The organism is Nonlabens tegetincola (assembly GCF_002117085.1).
GTDB lineage: Bacteria > Bacteroidota > Bacteroidia > Flavobacteriales > Flavobacteriaceae > Nonlabens > Nonlabens tegetincola.
In genome coordinates, this window is the sequence record NZ_CP019342.1 from 1283995 (window position 1) to 1309786 (window position 25792).

At 34.2% G+C, this 25792-nt stretch carries 27 protein-coding genes and 1 other RNA gene; 16 read left to right on the forward strand and 12 right to left on the reverse strand.

Annotation, left to right across the window (positions count from 1 at the left end; genetic code table 11):
* Positions 1-39: 39 nt before the first annotated feature.
* From BST91_RS06180 to BST91_RS06205, 6 genes are all read left to right on the forward strand, one after another.
* Positions 40-1248 (forward strand): sensor histidine kinase, encoded by a 1209-nt coding sequence (locus BST91_RS06180; protein ID WP_211280411.1) that lies wholly within the window; start codon positions 40-42, stop codon positions 1246-1248.
* A gap of 59 nt (positions 1249-1307) precedes the next feature.
* Positions 1308-1787, forward strand: coding sequence for a BatA domain-containing protein (locus tag BST91_RS06185; RefSeq protein ID WP_085774850.1), 480 nt, complete (start codon positions 1308-1310; stop codon positions 1785-1787).
* A gap of 83 nt (positions 1788-1870) precedes the next feature.
* Complete coding sequence (locus BST91_RS06190; protein ID WP_085774851.1) at positions 1871-3196, forward strand: hypothetical protein; 1326 nt, start codon at positions 1871-1873, stop codon at positions 3194-3196.
* Positions 3197-3518: 322 nt separating this feature from the next.
* On the forward strand, positions 3519-4448 hold the full coding sequence (locus tag BST91_RS06195) for an amidohydrolase family protein (protein ID WP_211280412.1): 930 nt from the start codon (positions 3519-3521) through the stop codon (positions 4446-4448).
* Complete coding sequence (locus tag BST91_RS06200) at positions 4441-4794, forward strand: hypothetical protein (protein ID WP_085774852.1); 354 nt, start codon at positions 4441-4443, stop codon at positions 4792-4794. The genes BST91_RS06195 and BST91_RS06200 overlap by 8 nt, the downstream gene beginning before the upstream one ends.
* Before the next feature lies 1 nt (position 4795).
* Positions 4796-5467, forward strand: a complete 672-nt coding sequence (locus tag BST91_RS06205; RefSeq protein WP_085774853.1) for an alpha/beta hydrolase — start codon at positions 4796-4798, stop codon at positions 5465-5467.
* Here BST91_RS06205 and BST91_RS06210 read toward each other — a convergent pair.
* Together BST91_RS06210 and BST91_RS06215 are read right to left on the reverse strand one after the other, a co-directional pair.
* Positions 5464-5967: a hypothetical protein gene (locus tag BST91_RS06210; RefSeq protein ID WP_042279305.1), complete on the reverse strand. Its 504-nt coding sequence runs from the start codon at positions 5965-5967 to the stop codon at positions 5464-5466. The genes BST91_RS06205 and BST91_RS06210 overlap by 4 nt on opposite strands.
* 3 nt (positions 5968-5970) lie before the next feature.
* Positions 5971-6738 (reverse strand): MBL fold metallo-hydrolase, encoded by a 768-nt coding sequence (locus BST91_RS06215; protein ID WP_042279306.1) that lies wholly within the window; start codon positions 6736-6738, stop codon positions 5971-5973.
* Positions 6739-6823: 85 nt separating this feature from the next.
* Between BST91_RS06215 and BST91_RS06220 the strand changes: the two genes are divergently transcribed.
* Entirely contained in the window at positions 6824-8290 is a 1467-nt protein-coding gene (locus tag BST91_RS06220) for a hypothetical protein (protein WP_042279309.1), read from the forward strand.
* Positions 8291-8363: 73 nt separating this feature from the next.
* Here the strand turns inward: BST91_RS06220 and bcp are convergent, their stop codons facing one another.
* The gene (gene bcp, locus BST91_RS06225; protein WP_042279312.1) at positions 8364-8819 is read right to left on the reverse strand and encodes a thioredoxin-dependent thiol peroxidase; all 456 of its coding nucleotides are present in this window, start codon (positions 8817-8819) and stop codon (positions 8364-8366) included.
* 34 nt (positions 8820-8853) lie between these two features.
* Between bcp and BST91_RS06230 the strand changes: the two genes are divergently transcribed.
* The 5 genes from BST91_RS06230 to BST91_RS06250 all read left to right on the forward strand — a co-directional run bounded on the left by BST91_RS06230 (position 8854) and on the right by BST91_RS06250 (position 15491).
* Positions 8854-9525, forward strand: a complete 672-nt coding sequence (locus tag BST91_RS06230) for an endonuclease III domain-containing protein (protein WP_042279314.1) — start codon at positions 8854-8856, stop codon at positions 9523-9525.
* A gap of 61 nt (positions 9526-9586) precedes the next feature.
* Positions 9587-10684, forward strand: a complete 1098-nt coding sequence (locus BST91_RS06235; protein ID WP_085774854.1) for a serine hydrolase domain-containing protein — start codon at positions 9587-9589, stop codon at positions 10682-10684.
* Between the two features lie 81 nt (positions 10685-10765).
* Entirely contained in the window at positions 10766-13309 is a 2544-nt protein-coding gene (locus BST91_RS06240; protein ID WP_085774855.1) for a PIG-L family deacetylase, read from the forward strand.
* Positions 13310-13389: 80 nt separating this feature from the next.
* Complete coding sequence (locus BST91_RS06245; protein WP_085774856.1) at positions 13390-15108, forward strand: sodium:solute symporter; 1719 nt, start codon at positions 13390-13392, stop codon at positions 15106-15108.
* Between the two features lie 5 nt (positions 15109-15113).
* A complete protein-coding gene (locus BST91_RS06250; RefSeq protein WP_085774857.1) occupies positions 15114-15491 on the forward strand; it encodes a hypothetical protein in 378 nt (125 codons plus the stop codon).
* A 76-nt stretch (positions 15492-15567) separates the two neighbouring features.
* Here BST91_RS06250 and BST91_RS06255 read toward each other — a convergent pair whose 3' ends face one another.
* The 5 genes from BST91_RS06255 to BST91_RS06275 form a co-directional block, all read right to left on the reverse strand.
* Positions 15568-16416, reverse strand: coding sequence for a DUF2911 domain-containing protein (locus BST91_RS06255; RefSeq protein WP_085774858.1), 849 nt, complete (start codon positions 16414-16416; stop codon positions 15568-15570).
* A 74-nt stretch (positions 16417-16490) separates the two neighbouring features.
* The gene (locus BST91_RS06260) at positions 16491-16880 is read right to left on the reverse strand and encodes a sulfite exporter TauE/SafE family protein (protein WP_060525115.1); all 390 of its coding nucleotides are present in this window, start codon (positions 16878-16880) and stop codon (positions 16491-16493) included.
* 19 nt (positions 16881-16899) lie between these two features.
* Positions 16900-18294 carry a cardiolipin synthase gene (gene cls, locus BST91_RS06265; RefSeq protein WP_317043079.1) on the reverse strand — a complete coding sequence of 465 codons (1395 nt, stop codon included), beginning with the start codon at positions 18292-18294 and terminating at the stop codon, positions 16900-16902.
* Between the two features lie 85 nt (positions 18295-18379).
* Positions 18380-19321: a lytic transglycosylase domain-containing protein gene (locus BST91_RS06270; protein WP_085774859.1), complete on the reverse strand. Its 942-nt coding sequence runs from the start codon at positions 19319-19321 to the stop codon at positions 18380-18382.
* 57 nt (positions 19322-19378) lie between these two features.
* Positions 19379-20032: an alpha/beta fold hydrolase gene (locus tag BST91_RS06275; protein WP_244895703.1), complete on the reverse strand. Its 654-nt coding sequence runs from the start codon at positions 20030-20032 to the stop codon at positions 19379-19381.
* A gap of 174 nt (positions 20033-20206) precedes the next feature.
* Between BST91_RS06275 and BST91_RS06280 the strand changes: the two genes are divergently transcribed.
* Positions 20207-20518, forward strand: a complete 312-nt coding sequence (locus BST91_RS06280) for a GNAT family N-acetyltransferase (RefSeq protein WP_042279325.1) — start codon at positions 20207-20209, stop codon at positions 20516-20518.
* Here the strand turns inward: BST91_RS06280 and kdsB are convergent.
* Genes kdsB through BST91_RS06295 form a run of 3 tightly spaced genes read right to left on the reverse strand, consistent with a single transcriptional unit; the run spans position 20511 to position 23282 of the window.
* The gene (gene kdsB, locus BST91_RS06285; protein WP_085774860.1) at positions 20511-21248 is read right to left on the reverse strand and encodes a 3-deoxy-manno-octulosonate cytidylyltransferase; all 738 of its coding nucleotides are present in this window, start codon (positions 21246-21248) and stop codon (positions 20511-20513) included. The genes BST91_RS06280 and kdsB overlap by 8 nt on opposite strands.
* On the reverse strand, positions 21214-21852 hold the full coding sequence (locus tag BST91_RS06290) for a DUF4126 domain-containing protein (RefSeq protein ID WP_085774861.1): 639 nt from the start codon (positions 21850-21852) through the stop codon (positions 21214-21216). Before BST91_RS06290 ends, kdsB begins: the two co-directional genes overlap by 35 nt.
* Positions 21853-21854: 2 nt before the next feature.
* Positions 21855-23282 carry an ATP-dependent DNA helicase gene (locus BST91_RS06295; RefSeq protein ID WP_042279330.1) on the reverse strand — a complete coding sequence of 476 codons (1428 nt, stop codon included), beginning with the start codon at positions 23280-23282 and terminating at the stop codon, positions 21855-21857.
* A 119-nt stretch (positions 23283-23401) separates the two neighbouring features.
* Here BST91_RS06295 and BST91_RS06300 point away from each other — a divergent pair, with 119 nt between their 5' ends.
* Genes BST91_RS06300 through rsmD form a run of 3 tightly spaced genes read left to right on the forward strand, consistent with a single transcriptional unit; the run spans position 23402 to position 25426 of the window.
* On the forward strand, positions 23402-24145 hold the full coding sequence (locus BST91_RS06300; protein ID WP_240919391.1) for a hypothetical protein: 744 nt from the start codon (positions 23402-23404) through the stop codon (positions 24143-24145).
* Positions 24096-24884, forward strand: a complete 789-nt coding sequence (locus BST91_RS06305; protein ID WP_085774862.1) for a DUF3822 family protein — start codon at positions 24096-24098, stop codon at positions 24882-24884. The genes BST91_RS06300 and BST91_RS06305 overlap by 50 nt, the downstream gene beginning before the upstream one ends.
* Positions 24875-25426 carry a 16S rRNA (guanine(966)-N(2))-methyltransferase RsmD gene (gene rsmD / locus BST91_RS06310; RefSeq protein WP_085774863.1) on the forward strand — a complete coding sequence of 184 codons (552 nt, stop codon included), beginning with the start codon at positions 24875-24877 and terminating at the stop codon, positions 25424-25426. Before BST91_RS06305 ends, rsmD begins: the two co-directional genes overlap by 10 nt.
* On the opposite strand, the gene rnpB is transcribed toward rsmD, so the two are convergent.
* Positions 25424-25761: RNase P RNA component class A (gene rnpB / locus BST91_RS06315), an RNA gene on the reverse strand. The genes rsmD and rnpB overlap by 3 nt on opposite strands.
* Positions 25762-25792 lie beyond the last annotated feature (31 nt).

The window sequence follows — 25792 nt, forward strand, 5'->3', positions numbered from 1 at the left end:
TGTTGTACCTTTACTTAGTTTTTTTAAACAAATAACCTGATGGCACTAGCACCACTACACACCGACGAGAAAGCAAGAATAGAGGTGCTTAAATCGTATCACATTGATCCTAGCAAGCAAAAGGATCTTGATGAACTTACAGAATTAGCTTGTAAACTGACCGATGTTCCTAAAAGTTTGATAAGCATTGTTGACAAAGACGAAGTTTGGTTTAAATCACAACATGGCTTACAACTTAATTCTTCTCCTAGAGAGCTGAGCTTTTGTTCTCATGCAATCAATTCGAATCAAGAAGTATTTCTTATAGAAGACACAAGAAAAGAGCCAGAATTTGCAGATCATCCATTTGTAAAAGCGGCAGATCCTCTCATTTTTTATGCTGGAGTACCGTTAAGAGATGAAAACGGTTTGCCATTTGGAACTATTTGTGTTTTAGATAATGTTCCTCATAAATTTAGCGATGAGCAACGTAAAAACTTACTAATGGTTGCTGATCTTGCTCAAAGACAATTTGAATTAAAACGAGCTAATTTAAAATTAAAAGAAAAAGCAAGACAATTACAGGAAAATAATAAAATGCTTGAAAATTTTGCACACACTGTATCGCATGATTTAAAAATGCCTTTGGCTAATATAATCATGACTAGTGATATGCTTAAAGCTTCATTGAATGGCAAGTTGAATGATAAGGATTCTCAATACCTTTCTGGAATGAAGGAGGCTGCTTTTTCAATGAGTGATTACATTGAAAATATATTAAATCACTATGAAAGTGAGCAGTTGATTATTAATACTCAAGACGAGATTGATATTTATAGCTTGCTTGAGGATATAGAGGATATGATCGGGCAACGAGAGGATTTTAACTTTAAAATGCCTGAGAAAAATTTGCAGTTAAAGTGTGATAGTTCGGCCCTACGACAAATTCTACTCAATTTGATAGGAAATAGTATCAAGTATAATGATAAGGACCTTATTGAAGTTAAAATTGAAACTAAAGAGACTCCAAAATTTTATTGGATAAGTGTAGAAGATAATGGCGTGGGAATACCTGACGACAAAAAAGATAAAATATTTGAGTTATTTACTACACTAAACACTGCCGATAGAGCAGGTAAAAAAGGTCATGGTATAGGACTTTCTACTGTAAAAATTTTAGTAGATAAAATGGGTGGTGTTATTAAATGTAGATCAAAAGTCAATGAAGGAACTACATTTACCTTTTCGATAAAAAATAAAGTAATATAGAACAAGATATTTATTTTGGTTTGAGGTAAAGAATTATCTTTGAACTAAGGTTATAATGAATGGTATTTAAAAATCCTACACTACTCTGGGCACTTTTATTTTTAGCAATACCTATTCTTGTTCATTTATTTCAGTTAAGAAGGTTTAAAAAAGTGGCTTTTACAAATGTTGCCTTTCTCAAACCATTAATTTCTCAGACGCGTAAAAGTCGCACCATTAAAAAATGGCTTACCTTATTAACGAGGCTATGCGCTGTTGCTTGTATTGTCCTTGCTTTTGCACAACCATTTATACCTGGAAGCAAAACGGCTATTAAAGAAAAAGAAACTTCTATATACTTAGACAACTCATTTTCTATGCAACGAGAGGCAGCTAATGGTAGTTTATTACAACAAAGTGTTCAACAGCTTATAGAAACTATTCCTAGCTCAAAATCTTTTAATTTAATTACAAATGACAGTGAATTCAAGAATGTTACTTTAAAAGAAGTAAAAAATAATTTACTAGACCTTAATTACTCCAAAAATCATTTGATATAAATCAAGCTTTACTCAAAGCGAATAGCCTTTTTAGTGATAAAAAGAATGTAAAGGAGATCATATTAATCTCTGACTTTCAAAAATTGAATGAAGAACCTTTAGACACGTCAAAATTATCATCTGTAAGGATTATTCAGGTAAATGCCCCAGATAAAATTAATATTGCAATTGATAGCGCGTTTATTTTTAAGGAAACTGGTATAAATAAAGAACTTAAGGTTCTATTATCTTCAAGTTCACCTATTGAGAACGCTATTTCCATAGCTCTAAATCATAAAGGAAAACTTATTGCAAAAACATCCGTTGAGTTTGAAAACAAAAAAGCGATAGCTCAATTCAATTATACTCTTGGTGAACCTATAACAGGTCAACTTAATATTCAGTCAAATGATTTAGAATTTGATAATACGTTGTATATAAGTGAACAAGAAAAGCAACGTGTCAATATTCTTGCAATTAATAATGAAAAGGATGATTTTCTTAAAAAGCTATACAAGGGTGATGAGTTCAATCTAACAAGTGTTAATTTAAATCAACTTAATTATAATCTTATACCCGATCAAAATCTGATAATATTAAATGAACTAGACGACTTCTCTAGTGAATTAGAATCTGCATTGAGACGTTTTAAATCAAATGGAGGAAAATTGGTACTAATTCCTAGTTCAGAAATGACAACTGCTTTTTTAGGTATTACTCCTTTAGGCCAGCAAGTAAATGCAGACAAGAAAATTACAAATATCAATTTTGAGCATCCTTTATTTAAAGGAGTTTTTAATAAAAGAGTTTCAAATTTTCAATACCCAACGGTTTCAAAAGTTATTTTACCCTCAAAACCTGTTCCTTCCATTTTAACGTATGAGGATAATTCTTCCTTTTTGTACGAGGACAACGGCACCTATATTTTTACTTCTAGCTTAAATGAGTCCATTTCAAATTTTAAAAGCTCACCTCTTATTGTTCCCATATTTTACAATTTTGCACTAAGTAGTTTGTCACCTGGACGACTGTTTTACAAAACAAATCAATCGGATAAAATCACTATTCCTGTAAATGTAAAACAGGATGAGATTGTTACTATAAGTAATCAAGAAATCGAAGTAATTCCTCTTCAAAAGGCTTTTAGTAATAAAGTAGAAATTCAAACTGATGGGATTGACTTATCCGCAGGAAATTATACTCTAAGTTACTCAGGTGTTGCTGTTGGAAATATTAGTTTTAATGATGATAGATTAGAAAATAAACAAAGTTTTTACGAATTACAATCTTTAGATACCTACAGCTCTGTCAAAGATTTAATGAGTCAATTAAGCAGCGAGGAAAATATAACCTCATTATGGCAATGGTTCGTATGTGGTGCATTACTTTTCTTTTTACTTGAAACCTTGATATTAAAATATTTGAAATGATACTGATAAAGCAAGCAAAAATTCTTGATGAATATTCTGATCATCATGACACAATTCAAGATATTCTTATTGAAGATGGAATTATAAAAAAATAGCTTCTAATATTAGTGAAGATCAACAAATTGAACATATCATAAACGTTGAAGGATTACACATTTCTATAGGCTGGATAGATAGTAGTGTATGTTCTGGTGAACCTGGTTTTGAAGAAAGACAAACGCTTAAAAACCTTGTAAATGCAGCATCAATTGGTGGTTTCACAACAGTATTACTTAACCCTAATAATCAACCTAATCCAGAAGAAGGGTCGCAAGTTAAATCCTTGAAAAACTACTTGAATGATCAGCCAGTAGATCTTATACCTATTGGATCTTTGACCTTATCTCAAAAAGGTGAACATCTAGCAGAACTATATGATATGAAAGAAACTGGTGCAGCAGGGTTCTATGACTTTAAAAAATCAATAACCAATGCCAACTTGATGAAAGTTGCTCTTCAATATAGTACAGGATTTAATGCTGTGATACAATCATACCCTGAAAATTCAGACCTAGCAGGAAAAGGTATGGTAAATGAAGATTCTACAACAGCCCTATTAGGTTTAAAGTCTAAACCAGCCATGGCCGAAACCGTTCAAGTGGCTCGAGATCTTCAAATTCTATCCTATACGGGTGGATTGCTCCACTTTCCAACGGTCAGTCTATCTGAGAGTGTAAATTTGATTGATGAAGCACGCAGTCAGGGATTATCGGCTTCTTGTAGTGTAAGTATTAATAATCTTCTTTTAGACAGTCAAAGTTTATTAGGCTTTGAAGCTAATTTCAAATTAGATCCACCACTGCGTAATGAAGAAGAAAAACTAGCACTACTCCAAGATGTAAAATCAGGTAAGGTACAAATGGTTACATCTGATCATATACCACTAGATATTGAGCATAAAAAACTAGAATTTGATCGAGCTAAATCGGGTGCTACGGCTATAGAAGTAACATTTAAAGCATTAAACGCTGTCGTTGATACCTATACTAGTGTAAAACTTCTCACTGGAGCTTATGATGTTTTTCCAATAGAGCGACCTCGAATAAAAGCGAATCAAAAAGCAGTAATAACGATGTTCACAGATTCAGAAAACGATACAATAACTAGCACCGACCTAGTTTCAACATCAAAGAATTGTGCTTTATTGGGATGTAAAACGCGTGGTCGCGTTTTAGGAATAATTAATGGTAAAAAAATAAAAATATATGAGTAATCCTCCTGGAAAAGGCCTTGCTATACTAGGCTATTGTAGTGTGTTTGGCCTATTTATACATATCTTCTTGTTCATAGCAATTTTAGGAACTGCCATATTACTGAACAATGATAAAGGTCAACAATTTGCTGCCTTTCATTTACGACAAATGTTTGGTATAGGAATAGTTGCAATTTTAATTAACGCTTTTACACCTATAATAGAACAGGGCTGGCTTGCACTACTTATCATTTCGCTTATTGTACTTGTAGCGGTTTTAGGCTTATTGAGCGCATTGCGCAATCAAATGATAGCCTTGCCTTTTATCGGTGATTACTTTCAAAAATGGTTCAGTTTTATAAAATAATATGACAAATACTTCTCTTTCCATCAAACATATAATACGTCCAGCAATTCAAGAAAATGCTCCTTTACTCCTATTACTTCATGGATACGGTAGTAATGAGGAAGATTTATTTTCCTTTTCTTCCGAAATAGATCCTAACATCTTTGTGGTGAGTGCCAGAGCTCCTTATGAAATCCCACCTTATGGTGCAGCATGGTACGCCATTAATTTTGATGCAGCAGGAGGAAAATTTAGTGATCTCGATCAAGCAAAATCAAGCATGGAATTGTTAGATACATTTATAGAAGAGCTTAAGAATTTCTATCCTATAGATCCTAATAACATTAATTTACTTGGGTTTAGTCAAGGTGCTATTTTATCTTATGCGTTAAGTTTTAAACATTTGGGAATGTTTAATAATGTGGTTGCAATGAGTGGCTACTTAAATAAAGAGCTTATTGAAAATGAGGAAGATGTGGTGGCACGCTTTCGCGAAAGCGTAAAAAAGACCAATTATTTTATCTCTCACGGAACTATGGATCAAGTAATACCGCTGGATTGGGCCAGTGAAGCTCCTAAATTCATGAGTGAATTAAAAGCTGATTATTTATATAAAAATTATCCAATAGGACATGGAGTTTCTAGAGATAATTTTTACGATATGAAGGAATGGTTAGAAAAACGCATCTTTTAGCCACGGTTTTTGGTATATAAAACTGTCTCAATGGTTTCAAACGTTACTTCCTGATCTTGATCAATTTCATATTTAAGTAAAACATCACCCCATTGATCACCATCAGTAAAATTAGCTGCTATCCATTTATGGTTTAGGGTTTGTATTTGGTCAATAGCAAATCCTCGATTGGCTCCAATGTAAGGGATCAAAGGGTTACCACCATCTTTAATATTGAGTTCTAGTAATTTATCATAAAGTAATGCTTCAACTTGTGAACTTGTAAGATTGTATTTAAGAAAATAATTTTCGGCTTCAGGATTGCCTTTTATCGTGATAAAGTCGGCTATGGCAATTTGGGCCTGAACTGTTTCTAGCTTTTCTTCTTGTTTATCAGCTTCCTTTTTTAGTTCCACTATTTTTTGTTCTAGCTGGGTTTGATATTTTCTACCGTTTACATAAAAAATAAGAGCTATAAGTGAAGCAAAAATGAATAAATAGAGATAGAGATTCTTTTTCATAGATCAAGTCGTAATTTCTAAGTTATCGTAAGCAAGGTACACATTATCTGGTAATGTGGGCTCTACTTCGGCATGAAAACCAAGATGATGACTTATGTGAGTAAAATAGGTTCTTTGTGGCGATATTTTATTAATTAACTCCAAAGCTTCATCCAAATTAAGATGCGTATTATGAGGTTCGTGACGAAGCATATTAATTACAAGAATATCTAAGTTTTCCAATTTTTTTAATTCTTTATCGGTAATGGTTTTTACATCGGTCATATAGGCAACATCATTAATTCTAAAGCCATGAACTGGAATGTAACCATGATCTGCAAGAACAGGAGTTACCCTAATCCCTTTAACTTCAAACTCGTCTTTATCAAATTCATGAACATCTAGTGTAGCTACACCAGGATATTTATTGACGGTTTCAAACATGTAGGAAAAGCGTTGTTGTAAGGCCAGGTGTACACGATGAGTCATGTAACAATCAAGGTCACCTTGCCTGAAGTAAAATGGCCTTAAGTCATCTAGACCTGCTGTATGATCTGCGTGCTCGTGAGTAAAAAGTACAGCATCAATTTCAGTTACTTTATTAGTTAGCATTTGTTGTCTAAAGTCTGGACCTACATCAATGATAAATCTTTTTCCTTCTGTCTCGATCATAGCGCTCACGCGCAATCTTTTGTCTCTAGGGTCATCACTTAAACATACTGGATGTGTACTTCCTATTACGGGAATTCCTTGTGATGTACCTGAGCCTAATATGGTAATTTTCGTTTTCATAATTTGGCTTAAAATTAGAGATAATTTTTTTGAGTACTACTGTGGTTTCATACCTTTGTACTAACAGATTTGTAACCGTACTAATATGCCTAGCAGTTTACCTGGAGATCAGGATTTTGAATCCATCCCATCGTTAAAGAATAAAGCCTTAAGAATAAATCTTAACAAAAACATCTACGGAACTTTTGCCGAAATAGGTGCTGGTCAAGAAACAGTTCGCCATTTTTTTAGATCTGGTGGCGCTAGTGGAACTATTGCAAAAGCTATGAGTGCTTATGATAAAGACTTCTCTGATGCTGTTTATGGTATTCAGGATGATGGTCGTTACGTAACCGAGGCTAGATTGCAACGTATGTTGGAATACGAAACAGAGCTTATTGAGGATCGTTTATCTAGAGAAAAGCATCCTGAGAAAATGTTTTTCACCTATGCTAATACAGTTGCAACCATAGACTTTGCAAAAAAATATCTAGGTCATGGTTGGGTTGGTATTAAATTTCAAGCTTCGCCTGGTGAGGAATATTCAAAGATTATTCTGCACGTAAGGTTTAAGGAACGTGATGCTAGACTACAACAAATTACTTTAGGTATATTAGGAACTAATCTTATTTATGGTGCCTTCTATAAATATGATCAGCCTAAAAAATTATTGAAATACCTATACGATCACATTGATATGGATAAAATTGAAATTGATATGATCAATTTCTCTGGTCCTAGATTTGAAAATGTAGACAACCGTTTGATGAGTTTACAGCTTATCAAAAACGGAATGACGGAGGCTGTTGTTTTTGGACCAGATGGTAATAACATTCTAGCTGCCCGCATACTTTATAAGAAAAATGTACTTTGTTTACGAGGTTCGTTCCGACCAGTGACCAAAGTAAATATGGATATGTATGAAACTGCAAAAAAACGCTTTATACAATCTGGAACAGTAACTGAAGAAAAGCTACAAACTTTATTTGAAATCACCCTTTCCAATCTTAAAGCTAGTGGTGAGATTGATGAAGAAGACTTCTTACATAGAGCAGAATTGCTTTGTTCACTAGGACACACAGTACTCATTTCAAACTTCAAAGAATATTACCGATTAGTAGAATATCTTAATAATTATACCAAAGCTAGAATTGGACTAGTTATGGGTGTGAATAATCTGGTCGATATTTTTGACACCAAATATTATACTCATTTAAGTGGTGGAATTCTAGAAGCTTTTGGTAAATTATTCTTTAAGGATTTAAGAGTCTATCTATATCCAATGAAAGACGCTGAAACCGGAGAGATGATAACCAGTGAAAACCTAAAAGTTCATCCTAGAATGAAAGAATTGTATAAATTCTTTAAATACAACGGAAAACTTAAAGACATAGAAGATTACGATGCCTCAATAGGACATATATTTTCTAGAGAAGTTTTACGTATGATTGAAAATGGAGAGGATGGATGGCAAGAAATGCTACCTAATGGAGTTGCAAAACTTATTGAAAATCAACATTTCTTTGGACACGAAAGTTCAACAAAAGAGCAAAATGAAGATGCTCCTGTGTAACTGAAAAGATTTGATAAAAATAAAAAAGCCTCAATTTCATTTAAATTGAGGCTTTTTTATCCTTGTATAATACTTAATCGACTAATATTTGAGCCGTGTGATCTTTAGTTTTCACTTTTGATATCACATCCTCAATAATTCCTTCTTCATTTATTACAAATGTTGTTCTGTGAATTCCGTCATACTCCTTACCCATAAATTTTTTAGGACCCCAAACACCATAAGCATTTAATAGCGTATGATCCTCATCAGATAAAAGGTCGTAAGAAAGTTCATGTTTATTTTTAAAATTCAATTGTCTTTTTTGACTATCGGCACTTGCTCCTAAAATTTCGTATCCGCTTGCGCGAAAACGATCTACGTTATCACGTAAATTACAAGCTTCGGCAGTACATCCAGGAGTACTTGCTTTGGGATAAAAGAATAGGACAAGCTTTTTTCCTGCAAAATCAGATAAAGAAATTTCCTTTCCGTCTTGGTTAGGTATAGAAAAATCTGGAGCTTTATCTCCGGCTTTTAAAGTGGTCATAATCGTATTTTTGTTTAAGCTCTAAATTACAACAATGAACAAGGCAGACAAAGTTAATTTCGTCATAAATAAACTCGAGGAATTGTATCCAGAAATTCCTGTACCCTTAGACCATACTGATCCTTATACGTTATTAATTGCTGTATTAATGAGTGCTCAAAGTACAGATGTGAGAGTTAATCAAATCACACCTTTATTATTCGATAGAGCTGATAATCCATATGATATGGTAAAATTAAGCGTAGATGAAATAAGGGAAATCATTAAACCAGTAGGTTTATCTCCTATGAAATCCAAAGGGATTCATGGATTATCGCAAATCTTAATAGACAAACATAATGGTCTTGTACCACAAACCTATGAAGAATTAGAAGAGCTTCCAGCTGTAGGTCATAAAACAGCTGCCGTAGTTCTTTCCCAAGCATTTGGAATACCAGCTTTTCCTGTTGATACCCATATTCACAGATTAATGTATCGCTGGAACTTATCTAATGGGAAGAATGTGGTACAAACTGAAAAAGATGCTAAACGCTTATTTCCAGAAGAAAAGTGGAACGACCTACATCTTCAAATAATATGGTATGGCCGTGAATACAGCCCTGCTAGAGGATGGAATTTAGAAAAGGATATCATCACAAACACCATAGGTAGAAAAAGCGTATTAGATGAGTATTATAAAAGCTTAAAGAAGAGGAAGAAAAAATAATTTCTTCTAATTAGTTTAAACTTAATCGCCTTTTTATAGTCAGAATAGACAAATACCTCTCATGAAATATTTACTCTTCCTCCTATTTCTATCTTTTTTAGCTTGTTCTAGTGATGATAATAACGTTGATGATCAAATTCAAGAAACTGGAATGTATTTTCCTCCTTCTGATTCGAATGATTGGGAAACTCAATCTACAGAATCCTTAAACTGGAACGATCAAAAATTAAACGACCTATTTACTTTTCTAGAAAACAATGAAACAAGAGCTTTTATAGTTCTTGTAAACGGTAAAATAATAGTTGAGCAATATTGGAATACCGACCTACAATCTCAGCCATTCACGGCAAATTCCAATTGGTACTGGGCAAGTGCATCAAAATCTCTTACAGGAACTATGGTAGGAGTTGCTCAAGAAGAAGGATTTCTGAACATTGCCGATAAAACAAGTGATTATCTAGGTCCAGGCTGGACAACCATGCCTAGTGATAAAGAAGATGAAATTAGCTTATTTCATCAATTAACGTTCACTACAGGAATAGATTATAATGTCTCAAATTCAGATTGTACTGATCCTGCATGTTTGACCTATTTATCAGATGCTGGTTCACAATGGTATTATCACAACGCAACCTATACCCTACTCAAGGATGTTTTAGAAGTAGCTACTGGAACGTCGTTAAATAATTACACTGATAGCTCTATTGAAAATAAAATTGGGATGAATGGATTCTGGCTACCTTTAAGTGGTGGCTATGGAAGTACATATTATTCTACAGCAAGAGATGCGGCTAGATTTGGCCTATTAACTCTTAACGAAGGTCAATGGGATTCAACAACCGTACTAGGTGATTCTACTTATTTTAATGACATGGTATCCACCTCTCAAAACCTAAATCCCTCTTATGGCTATTTATGGTGGCTTAATGGTAAAAACTCTATTGTTTTTCCTTCATCACCAAACTCATTCCCTACTTCATTAACTCCATCAGCTCCAGACGATATGATCTGTGCATTAGGAAAAAATGGTCAGATTATCGATGTTATTCCTAGTCTGGATATGGTTGTTGTGCGTATGGGAGATAGTCCTGCCAATGAACTAGTACCTATAGTCTTTCACGATGAACTTTGGGAATTACTAAACCAAGTAATTAACTAAGTAAGAATAACGCTATTTTGATTGTCAAAAGCACGCCTTTTACATTCATTTTTACCTCTTAAATTTTTATCTTCACACCGTATGAAAAAGATCCTCCTTTTTGTATGCGGTATTTTGATTGCATACCCCATAATTGCACAAGAAAATCGACTTACTCCTAAACCAGTTACTACATCCCAAATTTTCCACGATATTGAAAAATTAGGATTTCTGGGAACAGTACTTTACGTAGCTGCTCATCCGGATGACGAAAACACAAGACTTATTTCTTATTTAGCCAACGAGAGAATGGCAAGAACTGCTTATCTATCTCTTACACGTGGTGATGGTGGTCAAAATCTCATTGGTCCACAATTAAGAGAACAACTAGGAATGATACGAACTCAAGAACTACTTGAGGCAAGAAACATAGATGGCGGCGAACAGTTTTTTACCAGAGCAAATGATTTTGGGTATTCAAAACATCCAGATGAGACGATTGAAATTTGGAACAAAACTCAAGTTATGGAAGATGTTGTACGTATTATTAGACAATATCGACCTGATATAATTATCAATCGTTTTGATCATAGAACACCGGGCTCCACTCATGGACATCATACCACTAGTGCTATTTTTAGTGTTGAAGCTTTTAAGGCTGCAGGAGATAAAAATGCCTTTGGAAATCAGTTAAAAACACTCGAAACTTGGCAACCTAGCAGACTGTTTTTTAATACGAGCTGGTGGTTTTATGGTAGTCAAGAGGCTTTTGAACAAGCAGACAAGAAAAATTTACTCGCTATAAACTCAAATCCATTTTATGATTATAAAGGTTTGTCAAATCATGAAATTGCAGCATTAAGTCGAAGTGAACACAAGTCACAAGGCTTTGGTAGTAGCGGAGACAGGTCGCCACAAAAGGAATATATAGAGTTTATAGATGGTGATTTCCCAACAGATAAATCTGATTTATTTTCAGGAATAAATACCACTTGGACAAGAGTTAAAGGAGGAAAAAAGATAAAAGATTTACATGAAAACCTGGTTTCAAATTACGATTTTAAAAATCCAGAAGCTAGCATTCCTTCACTACTAGAACTGCGATCAAATATTTCAAAAATTAAAAATGATCACTGGAAAACAATTAAATTAAAAGAAATTGATCATATTCTGAATAATATTCTTGGAATTTATATGGTGGCATCTACCAGAAATGAACAAATTGCTATTGGTAATGAAAGTGATGTTTTTATCGAGATAACTAATAGGTCTAAAATTGATTTTTCAATTGAATTCATCCCTAGCAACCTAGTAGAAATTAAAGAAAACAATATTGTACTTTCAGAATATGAGTCAAAGCAACTAACCGGAAAGTTGAAGGTTCCTTCCTATTTTGAAACTACTACACCTTACTATCTTAAACAAAAAGGTACTATAGGTATGTACGTGGTAAATAACCCAGAACAAATAGGAAAACCAGAATTAGATAGTCCATTTTTAGTTAGAGGAATTATAAGGATTAAAGATCAAGCCATTCCTTTCAAAATACCCGTGATTCATAAAAGAACTGATCCTGTAAGAGGTGAAGTTAGAGAACCTCTTCAAATTACTCCAGAAGTATCTTTATCCATAGATAATCCCGTTTTTATCTTCACTCAAAGCCAAAAACAAGAGATAACTATTAATGTACACGCCTTTAAAAATTTCAGAAATGCGAAACTTGAATTATGTGTACCTACTGAATGGAAGGTAACGCCAGAGCATATCACTATTGATGACCTTTTAAAAGGAGATCAAAAACAATATAACTTTATTGTAACTGCCCCATCACAAGCAAGTAAAGGATTAGCCAGCGCTATTTTAACCGTAAATGATAAATCCTATACCCAAGAGGTAATTTCCATTAATTATGAACATATTCCAAATCAACAATGGGTGCGTAATAACGAAGTTCAACTCGTACAACCAGGTATAACTAACTTTGCAAACTCGGTCGCATATATTAATGGTGCTGGTGATCAAGTAGGTCAAGCAATAGCTGCGATGGGCAGCCAGGTAAGCTTTTTTGATCCTTCAGAAGTTCCTGCAAATCTTTCAGATTATGATGCCGTAGTAATTGGAATAAGAGCCTTTAACGTTTACAAACAAGAAATGGCAGCATTAAAGGATATCCTTGACACTTATGTAGCCTCAGGTGGAACACTCATCATGCAGTACAATACTAATCGCGGTATTGGTGATAATGAACTAGGACCGTTAGATATTACGCTTTCGCGAAAGCGTGTAACAGATGAAAATGCTGCTGTGACTTTTCTTGCACCAGATCACAGAATCATGAACCAGCCTAATCGCATTACGAATAAAGACTTTGAAGGATGGGTTCAAGAAAGAGGTTTGTATTTTCCTGAAAAATGGAACAATAATTTTACACCTATTCTAGGTATGAATGACGCTGGTGAGCCTATGACTAAAGGAAGTTTACTAGTAGGAAAATACGGTGATGGACATATAGTTTACACAGGTTTGAGCTTATTTAGGGAATTACCTGCCGGAGTTTCTGGAGCTTATAAATTGCTTGCAAACATGTTGAGTTTAAGTATTGAAAAGGAACCGATTAAACAGCAAGATGAAGAAAGGAAATTCTAAAAAATGGAGCAAGGTATATATAGGTCTTATAGCTGCAAACATTGTTTTTGCGGTGATTTTCTATTTAATTAGCATGAGGTATGGGAACAATTGATTGGTTTATTCTAGCCTCTACTCTAGTCTTTATTGTATTTTATGGTGTTTATAAAACTAGAGGAAAACAAAGTAGTGAACAATATTTAAAAGGAGGTGATGCCCGATGGTGGACTGTTGGGTTATCAGTCATGGCAACACAAGCCAGCGCTATCACTTTTTTAAGTACTCCAGGACAAGCATATACAGAAGGAATGGAATTCGTTCAGTTTTATTTTGGTCTACCGATAGCGGTTGTGATAATTTGTATAAGTTTTATTCCTGTTTACCATAAACTCAAAGTTTATACGGCCTATGAATTTTTAGAGAATAGGTTTAATGTACAAACGAGGTCTCTAGCCTCTATACTATTTCTTATACAACGTGGTCTTGCCGCAGGAATAACGATTTATGCACCGGCTATTATCCTAAGTTCCGTACTTGGTTGGGAACTCAAATACCTAAATATTTTAATAGGAATACTAGTAATCATTTATACAGTGTCTGGTGGTACCAAAGCGGTTAATGTTACTCAAAAGCAACAAATGATTGTGATCATGGCAGGAATGATTACAGCCTTTGTTTTAATTGTAACAGCATTACCAGAGAATGTAACCTTTGACAATGCGTTGCAAATGGCCGGTGATGCAGATAAGATGAAAATTCTAGACTTTGGTTTTTCGTATCAAGATAGGTATAATGTGTGGAGTGCGTTATTTGGAGCTACCTTTCTTATGCTTAGTTATTTTGGGACCGATCAATCTCAAGTACAGCGATATTTATCTGGAAAATCGGTAAAACAAATGAGAATAGGTTTGCTTTTCAATGGCTTACTTAAAGTCCCGATGCAATTTTTTATTCTTCTAGTAGGTGTGATGGTCTTTGTATTCTATCAATTTAATGCTACACCACTAAACTTCAATCCAGCAGGAGAACAAGCTGTGTTAGAAAGCGAGTATAAGCAGGAATACATTAAGTTACAGAATAATCACAAATCCATACTAGAAGAAAAACAACAAACTCAAAAACAATACGCTGCTATACTAGCTGATGGTTATGAAAATGACAATCTAAAAGTAGAGTTAAACCGACTGCGCGCCGAGGAAGAATACAATAGAAGTAAAGCAAGAATTCTTATTGAAAAGGCAGATGAAGGTATTGAAACAAATGACAAAGATTTTGTATTTATACATTTTATCCTCAATCACTTACCTAAAGGTTTAATAGGATTATTACTTGCTGTTATCCTAAGTGCAGCGATGAGTTCCACTGCATCAGAATTAAATGCCTTATCGTCCACCACGGCTGTTGATATTTATAAACGATTCAGTAAAACAGAACGTGATGATGATCACTACGTGCGTATGTCAAAGTGGTTCACACTGGCATGGGGAATTGCAGCTATAGGATTTGCATCAGTTGTATCATTATTTGATAATTTAATACAGCTAGTAAACTTCATAGGCTCCATTTTTTACGGTACTATCTTAGGTATCTTTCTTGTTGCTTTGTATATAAAACATATAAAAGGTAAGGCTATTTTTATTGCAGCATGCCTGTCACAAGTAATTGTAGCCACTTGTGCTATTTTACATGAATTTGTACCAGGTATCGAGATTTTACCTTTCTTATGGCTTAATCCACTAGGTGCAATATTAACGATTGTATTTGCTTTCCTTATTCAATTAGGCGATTATAATAATGAACCACATTTAAATAGAATATAAGTTTAATGGAACAGTCAGAAGACCATAATCCTTTTAAGGAAAATGAATTAATATCGTTACCTAAATCTAGAGTAAACCAAATAAAAACTAACCTCACTAGAAGTAGTTATATTTTAATAGGTGTGCTTATTTTCATGTTGATACACCTGATTCTTATAAGCTTACTTAATTTAAAATTTAATAAAACTACTTACTTAATTCAATTTGCCTTAGGCATAGTTTACGGTTTTGTACCAATTGCGCTTGCACTAGCAGTTACTAAGAAAAGTTTGAAAATTCCTGCTTTAGTTATAAGTATTTTAATTTGCCTTTTAATGATAGCTACTAGAATTATCACGCTTGTCGAGATTTACCCATCTCTTGACACGATGTTTTATAATTAAAACTTGTTATAACTATAAAGCGGTAAAAAAAAACGCTGTTCAACTGAACAGCGTTTTTTATTTAACAAGATCCAACTTACATCGCGCCCCAGCGCTTTAAGTTGTCTTCATTTATTTTTACATAATCAGCATTTTTCTGATCCTTTGCTAAGGCTAGGGCTGTTTTAGCAGTCTTTACAGCGTCTTTCTTTTTACCCAGTTTCTCTTCTATTAAGGACTTCCTAGTGAACATCCAGAAAGCCTTATCATTCATTTCTGTTGCTTTAGTAATCCATTCTAGAGCTTGTTCTAGGTTCGTTCCCGCTTCGTAGTAAAAAGCGGCTGCACTATAATAATCATTAATCGATGGCTGTGCCTCGCCAGACATTACTTTCATGATACTTTCCTCGGTTTTCTTCTTAGTAGGTACGGTAATTGGAATAGCTACTAATGAATTTTCCCAACTAATTTGCAAATGAGCGCTATCCATGGATAATTCATTAATCCCTATTGTAAAACTTTCTTGAGTTAAGTTCATTTCTTGAACCGGCACTGTTGCAGTTGCCACGACTAATGATTCGTCCCAAGATCTTGGTGCACCCCAATTGTCTGTTTTACTGTACAGGTAAACATCCCATTGTTTTTTACCAGGTTTAGTAAATACAGCATAAGTTCCTGCTTTAACATCTGTCCCACCAAAGGTAAAATCGTCTCCAACTGTGATGGTTGTATTTGCATTTGCTCCTGTGCGCCATATTTTGTCAAATGGTACTAAGTCTCCAAATATCGTACGACCTCTCATTGCTGGTCTAGAATATTCAACAGTAATATCTGTTAGACCTACCTTTTGCATGACTTTTGCCGCAGGACTAGGTTGCGGAGTTTGTATTTGTGCTGTAACAGCTGTAGTTGCACAAATTAATAAGAATAAAAATAAACGTTTCATGTATTTTAATATTTTGATGATATAAAAATACGAGTAATTAAATCTTGAATTAGCATTTAAGATACTTTTAATATCTATTCGGCTGGCTTAGCCTGCGAGAAGAAAATCATTTTAATAGCAACAATTATTAAAACAACCCCAAATATTTTTTTTAAAGTTTGCTGGTCTATTTTGACTGCTATCTTTGAACCAAAATAGCCACCTATTACAAAGGCTGCTGCAATTACTAGGGCATATCGCCAGTCTAATCCTTCACCAGCTTTATGATAATTATAAGCTGCTAGAAAGGTCACTGGAACCGCAAGAACTGCAAGACTTAATCCTTGTGCATCATGTTGATTATAACCTAAGAACCAAATAGCTAATGGCACCATGATAACACCACCGCCTACGCCCACGCTACCGCTCAATAATCCAGCAAGTAATCCTAAAAGAAGTAATAATAAAATAGTTGTAAGAGACATTTTGGCTTTTGGTTTCATGTTATAGTAATGGAGCCCACAATCTACAAAAAGACTCTTTAAATTTGTTTAGTTTATTTCTTTTTTCCCACCTTTCTAGTATAATTTGTTCACTATCAAGCAAATCCTTATCAAATAAATCATTCAATTCCTTACTTATTCGTTCATTATACATCAAAGCATTGATTTCAAAATTTATATCAAAACTTCGGTAATCCATGTTTGAGGTTCCTATCGTAGCAAAGTGATCATCAACCACCATAGTTTTTGCGTGTAGCATTCCTTTAGTGTACCAGTACAACTTAACGCCACTTTCTAATATTTCTGTGAAATAAGACCTACTAGCATATCTTGCAGCCCAACTATCACCTTTTCTAGGAACAAGAATTTCTATTTCAATTCCAGATCTTGCAGCACTTTTTAAAGCGGTTAAAATGGATTCGTTAGGTATAAAGTAAGGAGTGGTAATCCTCACACATCGTTGTGCAGTATTGATCGCAATAAAAAGTGCTTCCATTATATTGGCCCAATCAGTATCGGGACCGCTTGCAGCTATTTGAACAGCGACATCTTCTACCTCATCAATTTCGGGAAAATAACTTGATGGTATTTCATGTGGCAGTTCCTCTTTGTCACATTGACAAACAAAATACCAGTTTAACAACCACTGTACTTGTAACGATTTTACCGCATGACCTTCAATACGACAATGAGTATCTCTCCAGTATAATCTTCCAGTATCTCCTTTCTTATTTACGTAACTATCGCTTACGTTAATTCCTCCTAGATAACCTATATGGCCATCTATGATACATATTTTACGATGGTTTCTATAATTGGCTTTTCTCGTAAAATCTGAAAACAACACTGGCATGAAAGAATGATAATCAATACCAGCATCTTTCATACGATTTTTACCTGCTCGTGATAAATCACTACCTACTGAATCATAAATAAGCTTGACCTCTACCCCACGATTTCTAGCCTCTATTAACTTATCAATAAACGCATTCCCAATATTGTCATCATTGAAAATAAAATATTCTAGATGAATATGGTCTTGTGCTTCATCAATATCTTTAAATATGGATTCAAAAGTGGCATTTCCATTAATTAAGACCTTGACGTCATTTTTGAGAGTTAGATAGGCGTTTTGGTTATGTTTGAGTAACTTAACCATTTTTAAACGATCCATAAGGGCTTGATCATCCAGCTCATGAATACGTTGATCTGAGATTTGTAAACGCTCATTCCATTCTTTTACTAAGGCATTAGCATCTAAGTCCTTACGTTTAAAAATTTTAGACTTCCTATATTCTAAACCAAAAAAGTAATAGATTATAAGACCAATAAATGGAAGGGCAATAAGAAAGAGAAGGGATGAAACCGTTTTACGTGGGTTTTGATTGCTTTTTATTAAAAAAAAGCACCTGTCAACGCTACTACATAATTAAGTACTAGTGCTGTAAAAAACCAATTACGGTAAACCCAATCTAAAATCATCAGTTATAATAGCCTGCCTCAGGAATTTTAATTTGGTACACTTTTCTAGATTGATTGTTCAATTTGCCTTCTCGCAACCACGGATTGTGAATCTTTAAAATTTTGTAGTTGATATTTTGCGCTTTCGCGAAAGCGGACAAATCTTCAATTTCATAATCAACTGTTACATCCTTTGTAGGAACTAGTTGATACGCATGATCTGGTTCAACATTGAAACCAAACTTTTCTGGAGCTTGCAAAATCTCTTTGATGGCCATTATTCTGAACATATAGCGACCCGTTTCTGGATTAAGTGCAAGGTCATAATAATTATCCACTTGTTGTTTTTCTAACTCTCGATTAATACCTGCATTACCAGCATTATATGCTGCTGCAGCAAGAGTCCAACTTCCAAAGCGCTCTTTACTATTCTTAAGATATTCACATGCTACACGTGTTGCTTTTTCAATGTGAAAACGCTCATCGACATTACTATTTACTTCTAGACCATACTCCTTTCCTGTTGCCTTCATTATTTGCCAAAAACCGCTGGCGCCAGCAGGTGAAGTAACTGGTTGTAGACCACTTTCAATAACGGCTAAATATTTAAAGTCATCGGGAATATTATATTCACGTAAAATGGGTTCAATGATTGGAAAATATTTTTGAGCTCGTTTAATTAACAAAATCCCATTTGACTGCCAGTAGGTATTTACGAGGAATTCTCTATCGGCACGTTCTCTAATATCTGGCATATTTAAAGGAACTGTTTCACCTGCAAAATTCAGATTTTCAGGCACATTGAAACTGTAAACATTGTAATCATTTACCAGTTTTTTATCCGTCTTTAGAGTTGCTGTTTTTTCAATTGTTACCGATTCGTCGCTATCGCTAGTTTGGATCATACTTAATCCAATAACAGTAACCATACCTAATCCTATACCTATAAGTAGTTTCTTCATCTTCAAAATTTTGTTTAAAAATATAATTTTAACCAGACTAGTGGTTAATCGATAGTGTTAATTATCCAAAATAAGTTGAGGTAAATGCTCATTAAACCATCTAAATCTATTTATAATCATAACGTGTGTTCCTCCTTCAACAGTAATACAGTTTTCAATATATTTAATGGGGAAAACTGGGTCACTATCACCATGGATATGAATTAAGTTATCCGGTGCTTTTTCTTGGTCCCAGTTAATGATTGTGTTCAAGGCCCAATCCATGTACAATGGATCATTTACAGATAGGTATTTATTGTACATTTCTATCTTTTTGGGTGCCAATATTTTTGAGTAAGAAGCGATAGTCCCAAAATGCTTAATGAGAGTTGTAGGTAACGCCTTGTGAAGATGAGTAACTTTACTTAACCTCATGCGTCTAGGGAACTCTTTGTTAGATTTAACGGAAGAAATGATAATCATTTTTTTTACAGGTAGCAGTTTTGAAAGTTCTTGTACTATCACACCACCAAATGATACTCCTATTAAAACAGGGTTTTCATGCTTTATTTGATCAAGAAGCCTGATACAATAGTCCTTAATAGATTCATTTTTAACAGGCAGAATCCATTCCATTAGATGAACATCAAATTGTTTTGATGGCAATTTTATGTATTCAAAAATTTGAGGTGATGCTGCCATTCCAGGCATAAAATATACCGAACACTTCATTGATGCTTATATATCTGATTTATAAATAATTACACAGACCTTAACTTGTATATGTCTGTTTTTTAGTATATTTGTAATTCAACTATTCAAAAAGCTTTTACTAACCTACCAGTAATATAATCAAATATAGGTAGTAAAACGATCAGAATTTCTTCTGATTTTAAATAAGAGAGAATGAGTACAAAGGTAAATTTAGAAATTACTGACAATGAGTTTTTACGTCAGTATGAATGTATTGTGGATGGAGAAATGGCTCGTATCGAGTATGCTCAACAAGATCGCAAAATATTTTTAACCAAATTAATTATCCCTGAAGTTCTAGAAGAGAACTTTTCTTTCAAGGATGAATTTCTTACAGCTGTTTTTGACAACATTAAATTTGAAAAAGAATTAAAAGTTGTACCTACTCACCCTAAAATTGCTGGATTTGTGAGAAAAAATAGAATTAAATACAAGGAAATGTTACCTGTAGGTATCGCTATTTAGAGCAGTCCCACAATTTATTTGCTTCAATTAAATCATCTGGTGTGTCAATTCCAATACTAGATTTGTGAGTGCGCACCATTTTAATCTTTTTACCTTGCTCTATATAGCGCAAGCATTCTAGTTTTTCTAACAACTCTAGTGGTGTTGCCTTACTGTGATAAAATTCAAGTAACGCTTGTTTCCTAAACGCATAAATCCCTATATGCTTATAGTAGGTAGCTGGTAATAATTTATCTCGATGATAAGGTATGGGCGACCTTGAAAAATAAATAGCGTGATCATTTTCATCAACTATAACTTTTACATTATTAGGATTAGTTATCATTTCCTCACCTTTAATTTCATGCATTAAAGATGCGAGTGATATATTTTTTGAAGGGTCATTCTTGAACACTTCTATTAATGAGGCTAAATCTTCTTTATTAGTAAACGGTTCATCGCCTTGAACGTTGATAACAATATCGGCAGGTATGTTTTCGACTGCTTCAGCAATACGATCACTACCACATTCATGATTTTTGGTGCTCATTACCGCTTTACCTCCATTCTCCTCAACAGTTTTGTAGATGGTTTCACTATCGGTTGCAACCATTACATCATCAAATAGGCCTGTTTGTTGAGTGGCCTGCATGGTGCGTATAATTACAGGTTTACCACCTAGATCTTTCATTAATTTACCTGGAAATCTGCTTGCTTCATAGCGTGCAGGTATTACGGCTATTGTTCTCAATTTGTAAGTTTTTTGTTAGTATGCTTTCGCGAAAGCGAACTTCTTTTAAACAATTTTTATATAACTTTCTCATGGCGAGAAAGATTAATATTACAATAATGACAGCGACAACTGGAGCGAGTAAGGAGAGAATTGATAGAATACCGCTTAATCCAGCCTCGGCTGTGCTTACTACTGGATTACCTAATCCACCAGTAGTTGCTGTGCTTGTTGCGCGTGCTGCGGTTGTAGTGCTTGATATAGCAGCTGCTGTTCCACCACCAGCTATAATGGCCAAAGTCCACGTATAAACAGGATCCAAATCTCCTACGACACTTACCATTACTGCAGTACCTGCAATAGTTGCGAGAGGAACCGAAATAGTGTCCAAAAGATTATCTACATAAGGTATGTAATAAGCAAGAAGTTCTACTACGGCTGCAACTGCTAGGACAATTACAGCTGTTAAACTTCCTGCCCAGGACCAATCTTCATTTAAGGGTATCCATCCCATGTATCCGGCAAAGCTCAAAAATAACAAAGGAACGAATACTCTAAATCCTGCACTGGCAGACAATCCTATACCCAAACAAACGCTGGTGAAAATGCTAAAAAATGTTTCCATAACTATGATTCAATAAAATGATCCTTATTGAAGCCTATAAGATACAAATTTGTTTTGGCTCTTGTACATGCCGTGTACAACCATCTTAAATAATCCTTGCTAGGTCCATCTGGTAAATAGGGTTGCTCAACGATCACATTTTCCCATTGTCCTCCTTGAGATTTGTGACAAGTAATCGCATAAGAAAATTTTACTTGTAGAGCATTAAAATACTGATTGGCTTTAATTTCTTTATACTGCTTCCATTTAGGTAATTTAAGATAATCCATCCTTACCTCTTGATACAATTTGTTGCTTTGCTCATAGGTTAAACTAGGCGATTCTGATGTTAATGTATCAAGTAATAACGTGGTTTCAAAGGGTTTCATGTCAGGATAATCTACCATACGCACTTTAACATTAGCAAATTTGAAACCATAAAGTTCTTTAAATGAGAATATCTCTAATATTTCTATGATATCACCATTTGCAATAAATCCAGCATCACTTGTAGGTTTGAGCCAATGGTAATTATTTTTTACGACCATAAGGAAGTCGCCGGCACTTAGCTCGCTTTCTCTGAATAAAATTCTAGATCTTATTTGTTGGTTATAAAGGTTTGCCCTTTTATTTGATCTTACAATTATTGCTGTTTCTTCATGACCGTTGATGTCATAGGCACTATTAATAGTATCAATAATTTCATGTCCATCAATTAATCGTTTAATATCATTATAAGGCTGTACGTTAAATTTAAAATTATAATCTTGTTCCTCTATATGATTACGTATACCTGTGGCATTATACAAGATACCAGATTTATCGGTTTGTCGTTTAACCTCGTCTAATTCAATACTTGTGACTTCTTTTAAATAACGTTGTTCAATTATTCTTTCATCAAGAGCTGGACTTACTTCTAGTTTTACTGGCGGTAATTGTGCTGTATCTCCAATGATCAGTAATTTACAATTACTTCCCTCGTAGACATATTGTATAAGATCGTCCAGTAATGATCCTGTAGCTCCAAATAATTTCCCTTCGGAGACTACATCTGGTATCATAGATGCTTCGTCTACTATAAATAAGGTATTACGATGTTTATTTTTTTTAAGTGTAAACTCTACACTGCCGCTACCTTGACCTTTTGGATAATAAATTTCTCTGTGAATGGTGGCTGCCTGTCTGGATGAATAATTGCTTATTACTTTGGCGGCTCTACCTGTAGGTGCTAGAAGTACTGTTCCTACTCTTACTTTCCAAATAGCCTTAACTAATACACTAATAAGAGTGGTTTTTCCTGTACCTGCGTAACCTTTTAATAAAAAAGTACGGTCTTTATTTTTTTTATCTAGAATGAAATCACTTAACTGATGAAGCGCTATATCTTGTTGATTTGTAGGCTCAAAGGGAAATTGATCTTTTAATTCTTTATAGAAAGAGGATACGTCCATATAAGGTTTGTAGAAAAACTGTGGGTAAACTTAACCCAAATTTCACACTAGTCGTTAGGACTAGACGAAAAATATTGTAGATTTGTTTGCTTTGAAAACAAGTAAAAACTTTTGAACATATGTTGACTTTTGTACTATCAGTATTAGCAGGTTTAGTCGTTCTGATACTGTTTGCTGTATTTATTAACAAAATTCCTAAGAAAGCACACCCTATATTTATTCTTATACTTTTAGGTTTAAGCGGATTCTTTGGATACAAGCTGTATCAATCCATTGCCGAACCCGTAGAATTTGAAAAAGTAAAAGAAGAAAGGTATAAAAAGGTAATTAGTAAACTTATAAAGTTAAGAGAAGCTCAAACAGCTCACAAACTGATTACTGGTAAGTATGCAGAGAACATCAATAACCTTACACAATTTGTAGATACTGCTCAATTTGCTCTTACTACTAAACGAGATAGTACTGTTGTAGATAGAGAACGTAACATCAAATTTAGATTAGATCCTGAAACAGGTGGATATACTAAAGAGGTTACTATTATTGACACGTTAGGCTTTAAATCTGTTAAAGATTCATTATTCAAAAATACTGACGTTGCAAAACTTCTTGATTATGGTATCGAAAATGCTCCAGGTAAAATCAAATTGGAAACAGGTCTTGTACCAGATAAAGACCAAATGATACCTGTATTTAAAGCTACAGCCGATAAAAAAGAAATTCTTTTTGATCAGCCTGAAAAGCTCGTAAAAGCAGAACTTGAGGTAAAAGCTGTTGAGGCTGTAAATGGATCTACTATCTATGTAGGTAGCTTGGATGAAATTACAACAAGTGGTAACTGGCCTAGAAAGTATGCAGATAACTAATAAGTCTGAAAATATTTTAAAAGAGTTGTCCGTTCTGATTCATCAGAATGGACTTTCTTTTTTTACTCATATAGGTAATCGCGTAGAAAACAGTTACGATAAAAGCTTTAAATACTCCAACAATCCTATAGAACTTTTACAAGAGATAGAATCAATTTATAACAAAGAAGAATTCGTAAACAAATCTTTTTCTAAAGTAAACATCTATTACCACCACCCTATTTTCACCTGTGTTCCCAATGCCTACTTTGATCCTTCAAATAGCGCAGACTACCTTAAATACACAACTCAATTATTAGAAACTGATGTAATCAGTCATGATAATCTCAAAGAACTAACTACTGTTTATATTGCATATAGCAATTTGAATAACTTCTTTTTTGAAAAACACGGCGATCTTAATTACTACCACTTAAGTACTCAAATATTGAAAAAAGAAGAAAACATTGAAAGGCAAAACCATGCTTATTTAAACCTTCTTCCTAATCATTTTTACTTAAGTGTTTATAAAGACGATAAATTAGTTGCCCATAACAGCTACCCTTATGAGTCCAAAGAAGATTTACTATACTATACCGTATTTTCATTACAACAGTTTAATTGCGATGTAGAAACCACAGTAGTAACCGTAAAAGGTGAAAAAATTGATGAAGAATTATTTGATGTGCTGTATAAATATATACGTCATGTGGAAAAAAATGAAAACATCAATTATCTCAAAGAATTAATATGCGCATAATTTCTGGAATACATAAAGGAAGAAGAATACAAGCTCCAAAAAATCTACCTGTTCGTCCTACGACGGATATGGCTAAGGAAGCTCTATTTAATATTTTAAGACATCAGATTGAAATACATGATGCCAGAGTATTGGAGCTATTCGCAGGTAGTGGAAACATGAGTTATGAATTTTGTAGTCGTGGAGCAAGTAGTTCACTAGCAGTTGATAAACATGCTGCATGTACTAGTTTTATCAAAAAAACAGCAACCGATCTCGACTTAAATATTGACGTTGTAAAGGCCGATGTGTTCAGTTTTTTAAGCAAACATAAAGGTAAGTACGATCTCATTTTTGCAGATCCTCCTTACGGTTTCAGTGATGAGGAATTTCTTAAAGTACCAGAATTAATCTTTCAGCAAGAATTATTAGATACTGATGGAATGCTTATCGTAGAGCATTCAAAACACTCAGATTTAAGTACTCATTCATACTTTAAAGATAGTCGTCGATATGGTGGCACAGTTTTTAGTTTCTTTTATCATGAAGATGAAGAAGAATAAAAAAGCAGGTCTATAAGCCGGATTCTGTATCTCATTATTGAGACCCTTATCATTTATCTGGGATAAGTATTACTACTTACCTCTATCTGCCTACCCATCAAAATCGCGCGGATAACGCTCAAACTCTGACCTACATGACATTGCACCGCATAGAGTTTACCTGATTTCACTACAGCATTATCTGTACATACTTTCTGTTGCACTAGTCCTATTGCTATTACGATTACGCTTTCGCGAAAGCATAACAACAACGACGGCCATTAACCGTTATGCTATCCTGTGGTGTCCGGACTTTCCTTTCCTGTAAATACTGGAACGATAAGGCGACCTGCGCAGCAAAATTACCTATTTTTTTGTTGATAAATC